Below are 11,432 nucleotides of genomic sequence, written 5' to 3' on the forward strand. Positions count from 1 at the left end.
TCACTTCCCCTTTACAATAGTTCGTTCATAAAGATTTGTGAATTATTGTTTCGCTCTAAATTATATTCAGAAACGGAATCCACAATACTTTCTGTAGTTTTTAATAGTACGTTTAAGTAATATTGATTTTTCAAAAGAATCATTTTTACATTCTCTTCTAATTCAGCTACATTTTTTTGTAATTCTTCCATTTTTTCAATTTCTTCGTTAGAAAAATGCGAAAATAATGCACTTACACGAAATGATTCCACGCCCTTTTCTTTACAAAACTGAACAACCATTTCTTCAAATGAACTTGATAACTTTTTTAAACCATCAATGTACTGCAATTGCTCTACTTGCAATTTTTGAACTGCATTTACATTTTTATGTTTCAAATTCTCATATATTTGTTCTCCGAGCGTTTGAATATTTTCATACGCTTTTTGAATAATAACAAGCTTTTCATATAATTGTATGTACATATAGCTTCCTTCCTTTTACAAGACTAAATTTACAATTAAACCGTGGATCTCTCCAATTTGATTTAACATTTCTAAATGTCCCGTTTTCGTATTAATTAAATTCATAACATCTTCTAACTCATTTAATCCCATTTCCGCCTGTTTCACAATCGTCATTTTCTGTGAATATCCGTAACGCGGATGACGAGACATGACATCTTTATATTGCAATACATTATCTACGTAAAAATTCAAAAATGATTTTACTGTATTTTTGTATTCCATTACATTATCAAGCGTTAATTCCATTTCAATTTTCTCTTTAATTTCTCCAATGTTATCGACAAATGCTTCCATTTGTTCTAGCAATTTATCTTTTTTCGGATCTGCATGCAAATTATCCGAAAATGCAAGTCCTGTCCTGACATTTGCTTCTTTCGGCATTTGAGTAGCAGGCGGTATATGCGATAAAATTGGATTATGCGAGATCGAACGCAGCATATATATCACCTATTTATTTTTTTATTTCTTCCTAAACTTAATCGTAAAATCCAGTTATTTATAATTATACTCTGAACACTAATATTTTGCAGTTATTTTTTATAAAAGATATGTTACAATTTAGCATGAGGTGGCACAAATCTATGAATATTTTTCTTTGTGGTTCAAATCAATTAACAGCATTAGATCAAGAAGAAATAAAAAAATTTTTAACTGACTATGCTCACAAACATAAAATTTACATATTATGTTATAAATCTATCGAAAATGAGATTCTTCGTTTTTTCATCGAAAACGAAAGACTCGCTCAAAATTTATGCCTTTACACGCTACAGCCGTTACAAGCATTAACAGATGAATTTCAAGAGGTCGTTGATTACTTAAAAAAACACGGAGCCGAGTACGTCGCTTTTGATCATCCTTCCGACTCCATTTACCGATCCGATTATATGTTTTTTGTAAAACAAATAATCGAAGATACCGATTTAGTTCTCTGTTTTTATAATGGGGACAAGCACACATCTGTCATTCCCGTTGACGTTGCAAAAGATGCAGGAATTGATGCTGTTATTTATGATTTACCAGGTTTACATGAAAAACAGATGAAAAAAAACTTTGAACAAAAAATCCGTATGATGTAAAGGGGGAGGCACAATATCGTTATTGTGCCTATTATAAATATGATAATTGAACAAGATTATGATCATTTTATCGCGAGTTTTAAACAACAATTCAATATGGATATCGCTTCATATAAACAAGATAGAATGCGTCGTAGAATCGATGCTTTTATTTCGAGAAAAGGCTTTGAGAACTACACTAGTTTTCTAAGCAATTTACGTACTGATCAAAATTTATTTTTAAGTTTTATTGATTATATTACAATTAACGTTTCAGAATTTTTCAGAAATAAAGAACGTTGGCAAACGTTAGAGACGAAAGCACTACCAAAATTACTCGAACAAAATAACGGAAAATTAAAAGTATGGAGTGCCGCTTGCGCTGCCGGTGAAGAACCATATACACTCTCTTTAATTTTATCGAAGCATTTAGCTCCATTTCGTTTTGAAATACAAGCAACAGATCTTGATTTTCACATTTTAGAAACTGCAAAACGCGGTCAATATACAGAACGTTCTTTAAAAGAATTACCTATCGACTTGAAAGAGCGTCATTTCACAAAAGAGAATGATATATATTCATTACATCAAAATATTAAGCAAAACGTCACATTCAAACAACACGACCTGTTAATGCAGTCGTTCGATACAAATTACGATTTAATCATTTGTCGCAACGTAATGATATACTTTACTGAAGAAGCAAGGGTAAAACTTTATGAAAAGTTTAGTCGTTCTTTACGAAAAGGCGGCGTACTATTTGTTGGTAGTACCGAACAAATTTTAACACCTGAACGTTATAATCTTCAGAGATTTGATACATTCTTCTACGAAAAAATATAAAAGAGGTCGTCACAATGTAAAGTGACGACCTTTTTATATAACTCGAATTAAAATAATAGCAACAATCCATACAAAGAGAAAAAGAAATGTCATAGACCATTTATGTTCTTGCATCGTGTGTTTCAGGGCCTGTGATAATTGTGTCATATTCATTTCTGCGAGCGCTCTCCATACACTTACATCCCGCTCTTTAGCAGTGCGATCTATAACGCTAATTAAAATAGTTTCGTTAGACAATTTCGTTATGTAAGCAGTAATAACCGTTACCATTAAATTCATATTTCCTTCTGAAGAATCACTTTCCACTCTAGAAATGAGTGCACTTACATCTAATAACGGAATATGTACCTTTCTACCAAATGATAGTTGTACTTCTGCGAAATCATACGTTCCATCTAACAAAGGAAGTTCTTTTATATGCACCTGTTTAACAAGCCCTTGTAAACTTCTCATTACTTGTTCAAATACTTTTTCTGTTTGCTTTCCTTCACCAGATAACGTATGTAACTTTTTAAAGAGTTGTAATACTGTATCCATCTCTTTAGAAAGCATTTCCTTCATAACCTTTCCATCACCTAAACTCGCAAGTAAAATCCCTATTTCACTATTTCTCGAAATAATCTTAGACTGTCCAGTAAACACTAGATTACTATGCTTTCGTTCTTTCTGGATTTCATGTTCCGAAATAGCTGCAGGCTGTTTTAATGGTTGTAGCGTCTTATTTTCAATTGTCGTACGTTTAATCTCCATCTAAGCGCCTCCACTACTATGAAATAATTAGCCCCATTCTTTATTACTCTTTAAAACTAAAAATAGTACGAATAAACCTGACATAATAGCAAACACATTAGAAGCTTGTACTCCTTGTTCGCTACTGTCTTCTTTTTTCTTTTGCGGTTCTTCTATTGGTTCTTTCTTTTTCGAAACGACTCCATTGTCATTTCTACTTTTGTTCTCTTTTTGAGCCTTTCCATCACTTACTTCCTTATGATTTCCCAACGGCTCTTTTATAAAGTAAGTAATTCCTTCTTTCTCTTTCAGCGGCTCTTTTATAAGATCGTTTACTTTCTCTTCTTGCTTCGGAATTTGAACAACTGGCGGTTTTTCTTCCAGGAGCGGAATCTCTATTTTTGAGTCTTCCTGCTTCTCTGGTTCTTTCTCAGGTTCTTCCTTATCTTCTAATTTATCTTCATTCTCTCGTTCTTCTACCTTTTTATCATCTTCTGGTTTTTGCTCCAAAATAGAAACGATATACTCACTTTCTTCAACCAGTTTATTGCCGGCCGCATCCACTATCTCTACAAGTATTTCGTATGTCCCGATTGGCAACGCATCCGTTATTTCAAATACTTTTTGCCATTCCATGTCGCGCTTATTGTAATCTAATAAAAATGTAATCTCTTTATTTTCTTTCCCTTTTAATGTAACACGAACCTCTTTCACAACTGATTCTCCGTCTGTCGCCTTCACTCGCACACGTATAGAATCGCCTTGTTTCCGTTCAATTAGCTTCTCTTTCGCCTCGTCAACAGTAACTTTATGCAACTTCGGCAGTTCTTTATCTATTGTTGGCGTGTCATTATTTATACGAATAAATGGGACTTTCACTTCATTTTCTATAAGCTCTTCTTTCTCAGTTTCTTTAGAACTTTGAATGAGCTGAAGATTCCAATCACCTTGCAAATCAAAAGTTTCGACCTTGTAGTTAGCAATCCATCGCTTCGTTTCCTCATCATATTTAAACGATAGCATTCTTTCTTGTTCATACCGATCGCCGTTTTTTGGCAAGCGCAAAATACCTTTTATACTTTGAACATTTTGCTCTTTCGGCTCTACAATAACCCGCACTTCTTCGCCAACTTTTAATTCCGACTTATTTACTGTAATAATCCCTTGATCTGTCTCTATCTTTTTTTCGACCTCTTGTTCATTTGCTACTTCTTGTTGTTGCTCTTTACCTTGATTCACTTCCACTTGCTCTGGCTGCTCTTGAACTTCTTTGTTTTCTTCTTGTACATTCATTTCATTTAATTTTTGATCTGGCTCAATTTGTTCTTCCGCCTGACTTTGCAGTGGGAAGAACAAACACACATTTATGAATAACCAGCTCATTAGAAAAAACTTTACGTTTTTCATCTACTAACTCAAACTCCTATTTCAACGACTTATAGCGATTTCGTCACTTTTACTCCGAAGAATCCATCTACATTTACAAGTTCACCATACGCCACCAATACATCATTTACATAAATACGAATTGGTTCGTCAATATCCTCATCTAGTACAACCGCTTCATTCTCTTGTAAACTTAAAATATCTTGAATTGTTTTCACTGTGCTTCCAAATACAAATTTCACATTCATTTCTACATTTTGTAAGATGGATGTATCCATGTATACTGGTTCCATTTGTTTTAGTTCTTTAAATTCAATAGGTTGCACAACAGGTTCTACAATTTTTTCTTCTTCAATTTCTTCCGTAACAATTTCTTCTTCCTCTTCCACCATTGGATATAGAAGTCTTCTTACCATTTCTTTCGCTTCTGAAATCGGTAAAATTTGATACATTTTCGATTGAAGCAGGTCGCCAATTTCAAGGTTGAACGTAATTTGGACGAGTTCGTCCACTTTCATTGACTCTCCCAAATATTCCATTTCTTCCTTTAACGTTACGAATTTAACATTTGGTGGTGTCATGTCCATTTTTTCTTGAAACATTTCTGACATCGCCGTCGCAGCATGCCCCATCATTTGGTTCATGATTTCTTTAATACCGCTCAGTTCTAATTCACTAAGCTCCTTCTCTGGATCAACTTCCCCTGTTCCCATCATCATTAAATCTACCATTGTTAAAGCGACATCTTTCGTAAATACGAATACATTCTCATTCTTTAGCCCTTCAACAAAATCAACATTTAAAATAACAAACGGGACTGGTACTCCGTCATAATGACGAACATTGATTGATTCTACATTGGGCGTACTAATTGTAACTGGCTGATTTAATAGTGTTGACAATACTGTTGAAGCTGAACCAATTGAAATATTTGCAATTTCACCAAGGACATCTTTCTCTTCTTGTGTTAAATGCTCTTTTTCAACTTGTTCTTCTACAATCTCAGTTTCCACTATTTCTGCTGGCTCATCTTTTTCTTCTACTCCACCAGATAATTGCATTAATTTATTTACCATTCGTTTCGCATGTTCAACTGAAACAATTTGCACAAGTTTAGAGTTTACAAGATTATCTATCTTTAAATCAAACGATACTTTAACAATCGTTTGATTCCCATCAATCTCAGAAATTTTCTCCATTTCTTCTGATAACTTTACAACTTTAATTGTCGGCGGAGACATATCTACTGTATCTTGAAAGAATTCTGACATAGATGTAGCTGCGAACCCCATCATTTGATTCATCGCTTCTTGTACAGCACTTAGCTCTAATTCACCAAGTTCTTTTCCGTCTTCCACTTCACCTGTTCCCATCATCATTAAATCAGCAATGGATAATGCAACATCTTGCTTAAGGACAAGAAGGTTTTCCATATCTAATCCTTTTGTAAAATGAATGTTTAATACAACGTGTGGAACTTCGACGTCGCTTGAATCATATAAATCTACCAATTCTATGCGAGGAGCAGTAATACTTACTTGCCTATTTAAGATTGTTGATAATACAGTCGAAGCTGAACCAAATGATATATTTGCAATTTCGCCAAGAATATCACATTCTTGAGGCGTTAAATGCTCATTTTCTTTTTCTAGCACAATTGTGCTCGTATCCCCTTTTGTGTGTTGCTCAGGCATTTTCTCTGCCTCCTCATTTCTGTTTTTCTATCAAATGATATAAACTCTCATTTTATTTTAACAAACTTATTATATAAAACGTTAATATGTATTTATTCCCATTTTTAGATTAGTAACGATTAACCAAAAAGCTCCCCAATTGTATACAAGTGGGGAGCTTTCCTTCATTCCTATTATAAACCTTCTGGGTTTAAAATGAGGACCACTCGTCCATCACCGAGAATTGTCGCACCAGAGAAATAATTAGAACTCTCTGCAAAGAAGTCACCTAATGACTTTAAGACTATTTCTCTTTGACCGATAATTGTGTTTACAATAAGTCCATAGCTGCGATGTGTATTACGAACAATTAACACAGGAACCATTTGACCATCATATGACGCAAACGCCTCATCTACTGTTTTCTCACCAAATACAGTACTTAAATGCTTCACTTCAATAATTTGATTACGGTAATTTAACACATCTTTTCCTTGTAAGGATTGGATGTCTTCTTTTTTAATCCGAATTGCTTCAACAATATTGCCAAGAGGGAAAGCATAACGTTTATCATTTGTTTGAACAAGCATAGATTGAATAATGGACAACGTTAATGGCAGTTCAATTCTAAATGTACTACCTTTCCCTTCTTCAGAATCAATAATTAAGTGTCCACCTAAACTATGGATCGTATGTTTCACTACATCTAATCCAACGCCACGCCCAGAAAGGTCTGATACAACTTCAGCTGTACTAAATCCTGGTTGGAAAATCAAATCAAATACTTCACGGTCCGTTAATTTATTTGCCTCAGATTCTGTTACAACACCATTTTTAATCGCTTTTTCTAATACTTTCCCTTTATGAATTCCATTTCCATCATCCGTAATTTGAATAACGACATGATTTCCACTATGGAACGCTTCTAATTTAATCGTACCTGTCTCATTTTTTCCTGCATCACGACGTTGTTCAACAGTTTCAACCCCATGATCAATTGCATTACGAATTAAATGGACGAGTGGATCACCGATTTCATCAATAACAATTTTATCAACTTCGGTGTCTTCACCTGTAATTTGTAAATCGATTTTCTTTCCTAAATCTTTCGCTAACATACGTACCATACGCGGGAAACGATTGAAAACAGTCTCTATCGGTACCATACGCATATTTAATAGTACATTTTGAATATCTTTTGAAATATCACCTAATCGATTTAAATGCTCAATTAATTCCTTGTTTTGAATTGCTTGTGCCAATTCATCTATACGACCACGCTCAATTACACTTTCTTCAAACATGTTCATTAATCTTTCAATTTTTTCTAATTGAACACGTATGGAACGATTTTCCACTTTACCATTTTTCGTTTTTGCAGCGCTTTTAGCAGGTGTAGCATTAGCAGATTGCTTCGATACTTCTTTAGTTGATTCCACATGAGTAGCCGCTTGTAAACCTTCCTGCATAGCTTCTTGTGTACCCAATTCTTTCGAGACTACTTCTTTTAATGTATGTCCTTGCTTCACTTCTACTTTCTCAATTTCAGAAACATGAAGCACTACTTGTTTTAATTCTTCTTCACTTTGATCAGTATCCATAAATACTGTGAACTCAAAACCGAAAGCATCTGCTTCAATTTCTTCAATACTTGGAACTGTTTCTTGTACATTACCTACATTTTGCAGTGCTTCAATACACATAATTGCACGTACTGCTTTTAAAATAGCATGTTGCTCAACAGTTATATGCACTTCATGCGAAACTGCATCATCATTATTTATAGGTTCTTGCTCAATATATTCCGCAGGAGTTTCTACATTGCCATTCAATAATGCTTCTAATTTCTGCTTAGTTGTAATTACATCAATATTGCCCATTCCGCCTTGTTGCACATCTGCAACCATCTTCTCTAAATTATCAATGCACTCAAAAATCACATCAATAATCTCTGCATTTACAACTATATTCCCATGACGAATTTCATCTAAAACGTTTTCCATTTTATGCGTTAAATCCGCCATTTCCGTAAATTCCATACTCGCTGACATACCTTTAAATGTATGGGCTGAGCGGAATATTTCTCCCACAACATCCATATCAGTGGGATTTTGTTCTAAAGTTAGCACATTTTCATTTAGCGATTGTAAATGTTCTTCTGATTCCTCAAAAAATATATTTAATAGATCTGTTTGCATTTTCATCCCCTACCTGTCTAACAAACATTTCATTTATGTATAACAATTTAGTGTTTTAAAGCAAGAAAAAAGGGGGCCACACGCATATCCGCTATCAATGTTTAGATTCCTTGTGGCACCCCTTCTATATTAGCTGTTTGCTACTTTTGTTAAAGCTTCAATTACTCGATCCGCTTGGAACGGCTTTACAATAAAGTCTTTTGCTCCACCCTTAATTGCATCTAATACCATACCTTGTTGTCCCATTGCAGAACAAATAACAACTTTTGCACTTGAATCAATTTTAATAATTTCTTTTAACGCTTCAAGTCCGTCCATTTCTGGCATAGTAATATCTAATGTTACAATATCCGGTTGAAGTTCTTTAAACTTCTGAATTGCTTCTACTCCATTCTCTGCTTCACCAATAATTTCAAATTCAGAATTACTTTTTAATAAGTTTTTAATCATCGTTCGCATGAACATCGCATCGTCTACAACTAAAATTTTATGTGCCATTCTTTTTAATTCTCTCCTTCTATGTATAAATATATCTTAATATTTCACCTTATCATTCTCACTCATTATACAAAATAAAATGATAAAATTTAATATTTTTTTAAAAGAATTTTCGTATTTTCATTATTTTATTATTAAAATGATAATATACTATTCTTTTATGTAAATGACAACGCGACGGTTTTTCTCCCAATTTTGCGGTGAATCATTTGGTACAACTGGCTTTGTGTCTGCATATCCTACCGCAGCTAGTCTTTTATCATCCACATTATACACTTCGATTAAGTGGTGAATCATATTTGCTGCTCTTGCTGAAGACAGCTCCCAGTTAGAAGGAAATTTGTCATTATGAATAGGTCTACTATCTGTATGCCCTTCAACAACAATCGGATTTGGTACTGATTGGAAAAACCCAACTAATTGACTTATTATCTCTTTCGCTTCCGGTTTAACGTTCGCGTCACCCGTATCAAATATTAAATTATCTACTATAACGACGCTTACTCCTGTATCCTCACGATATACATTCACTTGACTAATACCGTTATTATCTACATATGCTTTTAATTTCTTATATAATTCATCCATTCTTTTTTTCGAGACCATTTTTTCATCATTTTTTTCATGCGAAATATCTGGTATTGTATTTTCCATTACTTTCGCATCTACTTGCTCCACGTCACTAAACTTTTCAAGCATCTTTGACAATTTTACTGCATCCTGCTTTGATGTAGCAACTAGTAATACAAAGAAAGTTAATAATAACATCGTTAAATCTGTAAAAGTCGTCATCCAACGAGGCGATCCCTTTTGCGGTCGTTTCATCATAACCATACCACTCCTTGAAATATTAGGCTGCTCGTTTTACTTTTTTTATCTTTGTTTCGTATACATATGTATCGAGTTTCAACTTTAATTTAGAAGGAATTTGACCGCGATATAATTCTGAAATCGCTTCAATAACAAACTTCTTCTCTGTATATAAATCTTCAATACCACGATACACTTTTTCAGCAAGAGGGATTGCAATCATATTTGCAAGTACTGACCCATACAATGTCGTTAACATCGCAACTGCCATCCCTGTACCAATTTGCGATGTGTCTTGCAAGTTTTGAAGCATAATGATAAGACCGATTAAAGTTCCTATCATGCCCCAAGCTGGAGCGAAATCGCCAATTTTATCTAATAATACTGCCCCTTTTCTTAACTCATACACTTCCGTTTCAACATCTTTCATTAACACTTCTTTTAATTCATCTTCATCGTAACCACTTAACATTAATCGAATTCCTTTTTGAATAAAAGGATTGTCTACTTGCTCTCCATCAACTTCTAAAGAAAGTAGGCCGTGTTTTTTAGACTTTTTAGAAAAATCAACAAATAAATCCGTTAACTGTTCTAAATTTTCTTCTTTTCTATGTAAAACAGTAAAAATGCTTTTCGTATATTTTTTTATTTCTCCAAATCGATATGCCACAACAATTGTCGCTGTAGTTCCCCCTATGACAATTAAAATAGATGAAATATCTAAAAAGTTTTTAAAAGCTTTTATTCCGCCGCCGCCAATCATAATTGCCGCTATCACTATAGCAAAACCTACTATAATGCCGACTGGGCTAGAAATGTCAAACTTCCTTTTTCTTCTTTGTGGTCTAGCAAATCCTTGATTTTCGTCTCCCATATTCCTGCCCTTTCCTTTTCATTTTTATAAAACATTTTTTTATTTTAATAATGCGTTTTCACATATAATAAGTATTATACGCTTATCATCTGTTTATCGCAATATACTCATAAAATTGACACATTTCATTTCCATATTAAAATTATAGTATGGAAATATGAGGAGGATCACGATGGAACATAACATTTTACAAGTCATTGCACTAGCAGAAAAATTAAAATACGAAATGCGACATAGCTGGCTTTCTAACGGGCGTCAAGAAAGTGTTGCTGAACATACGTGGCGCATGTCTCTAATGGCCATTTTAGTTGAGCCTTATTTAGCTCAAAAAGTAAATATTGAAAAATTACTTAAAATGGTTATTATTCACGACCTAGTCGAAGCTGAAGCTGGTGATATTCCTGCTTTTGATACAATGAATAGTCATGAATTACAATTACAAAAACAAATAAATGAGCAAGAAGCCATTTTAAATATTAAACGAACATTAAAAGGTTCTCTCGGTGAGGAATTATATGATTTATGGATGGAGTTTGAAGCGAAAGAAACGTACGAAGCAAAAGTAGCTAACGCACTTGATAAGCTTGAGGTGAAAATTCAGCATAACGAAGCTGATATTGATACGTGGCTACCAATTGAGCATAAAATGACATTCCAAGTAGCAAAGCATACAAACTTTGATTCTTTCCTATCTAAATTACAAAAAATGATTGAACAAGATGGCGAAAAGAAATTACTAGCTGCTGGCATTGACGTGGAGGCTTGCAAAAGATAATGAAAAGACACTCAATTTGATATTATCCCCTTAAGGTAGACAGTGTAAAAAGACCATGAACAAACATGGATGTTACACTTCT

12 protein-coding genes are annotated in these 11,432 nt (G+C 33.9%); 3 read left to right on the plus strand and 9 right to left on the minus strand.

The window, feature by feature from the left end; genetic code table 11:
• Positions 1-11 precede the first annotated feature (11 nt).
• Positions 12-464: a hypothetical protein gene (locus tag CER22_RS28100; protein WP_002135377.1), complete on the minus strand. Its 453-nt coding sequence runs from the start codon at positions 462-464 to the stop codon at positions 12-14.
• A 15-nt stretch (positions 465-479) separates the two neighbouring features.
• Positions 480-944: a YaaR family protein gene (locus tag CER22_RS28105; RefSeq protein WP_000946323.1), complete on the minus strand. Its 465-nt coding sequence runs from the start codon at positions 942-944 to the stop codon at positions 480-482.
• A gap of 143 nt (positions 945-1,087) precedes the next feature.
• Here CER22_RS28105 and CER22_RS28110 point away from each other — a divergent pair, with 143 nt between their 5' ends.
• On the plus strand, positions 1,088-1,585 hold the full coding sequence (locus CER22_RS28110; protein ID WP_001020093.1) for a hypothetical protein: 498 nt from the start codon (positions 1,088-1,090) through the stop codon (positions 1,583-1,585).
• A gap of 39 nt (positions 1,586-1,624) precedes the next feature.
• Positions 1,625-2,407: a protein-glutamate O-methyltransferase CheR gene (gene cheR, locus CER22_RS28115; RefSeq protein ID WP_000582890.1), complete on the plus strand. Its 783-nt coding sequence runs from the start codon at positions 1,625-1,627 to the stop codon at positions 2,405-2,407.
• Positions 2,408-2,440: 33 nt separating this feature from the next.
• Here the strand turns inward: cheR and CER22_RS28120 are convergent, their stop codons facing one another.
• From CER22_RS28120 to CER22_RS28150, 7 genes are all read right to left on the minus strand, one after another.
• Positions 2,441-3,157, minus strand: coding sequence for a hypothetical protein (locus CER22_RS28120; protein ID WP_088610179.1), 717 nt, complete (start codon positions 3,155-3,157; stop codon positions 2,441-2,443).
• A gap of 27 nt (positions 3,158-3,184) precedes the next feature.
• Positions 3,185-4,543 carry a transglycosylase gene (locus CER22_RS28125; protein WP_088610180.1) on the minus strand — a complete coding sequence of 453 codons (1,359 nt, stop codon included), beginning with the start codon at positions 4,541-4,543 and terminating at the stop codon, positions 3,185-3,187.
• Between the two features lie 29 nt (positions 4,544-4,572).
• Positions 4,573-6,216 carry a flagellar motor switch protein gene (locus tag CER22_RS28130; protein WP_088610181.1) on the minus strand — a complete coding sequence of 548 codons (1,644 nt, stop codon included), beginning with the start codon at positions 6,214-6,216 and terminating at the stop codon, positions 4,573-4,575.
• Positions 6,217-6,389: 173 nt separating this feature from the next.
• Positions 6,390-8,393: a chemotaxis protein CheA gene (locus CER22_RS28135; RefSeq protein WP_088610182.1), complete on the minus strand. Its 2,004-nt coding sequence runs from the start codon at positions 8,391-8,393 to the stop codon at positions 6,390-6,392.
• A gap of 129 nt (positions 8,394-8,522) precedes the next feature.
• Positions 8,523-8,891, minus strand: a complete 369-nt coding sequence (locus CER22_RS28140; RefSeq protein WP_000940570.1) for a response regulator — start codon at positions 8,889-8,891, stop codon at positions 8,523-8,525.
• A 150-nt stretch (positions 8,892-9,041) separates the two neighbouring features.
• Complete coding sequence (locus CER22_RS28145; protein ID WP_000977943.1) at positions 9,042-9,719, minus strand: OmpA family protein; 678 nt, start codon at positions 9,717-9,719, stop codon at positions 9,042-9,044.
• A gap of 22 nt (positions 9,720-9,741) precedes the next feature.
• Complete coding sequence (locus CER22_RS28150; RefSeq protein ID WP_088610183.1) at positions 9,742-10,575, minus strand: flagellar motor protein MotP; 834 nt, start codon at positions 10,573-10,575, stop codon at positions 9,742-9,744.
• A gap of 172 nt (positions 10,576-10,747) precedes the next feature.
• On the opposite strand from CER22_RS28150, the gene CER22_RS28155 reads away from it, so the two are divergent.
• Positions 10,748-11,350, plus strand: coding sequence for an HD domain-containing protein (locus CER22_RS28155; RefSeq protein WP_088610184.1), 603 nt, complete (start codon positions 10,748-10,750; stop codon positions 11,348-11,350).
• Positions 11,351-11,432: the final 82 nt, after the last annotated feature.

Source organism: Bacillus sp. K2I17 (assembly GCF_002209985.1).
Taxonomy (GTDB): Bacteria; Bacillota; Bacilli; order Bacillales; family Bacillaceae_G; genus Bacillus_A; species Bacillus_A wiedmannii.

What these genes read in the sequence shown, in the direction of transcription:
- CER22_RS28100 (WP_002135377.1), bottom strand. Translation starts at nt 464, where the DNA reads ATGTACATACAATTATATGAAAAGCTTGTTATTATTCAAAAAGCGTAT.
- CER22_RS28105 (WP_000946323.1), bottom strand. Translation starts at nt 944, where the DNA reads ATGCTGCGTTCGATCTCGCATAATCCAATTTTATCGCATATACCGCCT.
- CER22_RS28110 (WP_001020093.1), top strand. Translation starts at nt 1,088, where the DNA reads ATGAATATTTTTCTTTGTGGTTCAAATCAATTAACAGCATTAGATCAA.
- cheR (WP_000582890.1), top strand. Translation starts at nt 1,625, where the DNA reads ATGATAATTGAACAAGATTATGATCATTTTATCGCGAGTTTTAAACAA.
- CER22_RS28120 (WP_088610179.1), bottom strand. Translation starts at nt 3,157, where the DNA reads ATGGAGATTAAACGTACGACAATTGAAAATAAGACGCTACAACCATTA.
- CER22_RS28125 (WP_088610180.1), bottom strand. Translation starts at nt 4,543, where the DNA reads ATGAAAAACGTAAAGTTTTTTCTAATGAGCTGGTTATTCATAAATGTG.
- CER22_RS28130 (WP_088610181.1), bottom strand. Translation starts at nt 6,216, where the DNA reads ATGCCTGAGCAACACACAAAAGGGGATACGAGCACAATTGTGCTAGAA.
- CER22_RS28135 (WP_088610182.1), bottom strand. Translation starts at nt 8,393, where the DNA reads ATGCAAACAGATCTATTAAATATATTTTTTGAGGAATCAGAAGAACAT.
- CER22_RS28140 (WP_000940570.1), bottom strand. Translation starts at nt 8,891, where the DNA reads ATGGCACATAAAATTTTAGTTGTAGACGATGCGATGTTCATGCGAACG.
- CER22_RS28145 (WP_000977943.1), bottom strand. Translation starts at nt 9,719, where the DNA reads ATGATGAAACGACCGCAAAAGGGATCGCCTCGTTGGATGACGACTTTT.
- CER22_RS28150 (WP_088610183.1), bottom strand. Translation starts at nt 10,575, where the DNA reads ATGGGAGACGAAAATCAAGGATTTGCTAGACCACAAAGAAGAAAAAGG.
- CER22_RS28155 (WP_088610184.1), top strand. Translation starts at nt 10,748, where the DNA reads ATGGAACATAACATTTTACAAGTCATTGCACTAGCAGAAAAATTAAAA.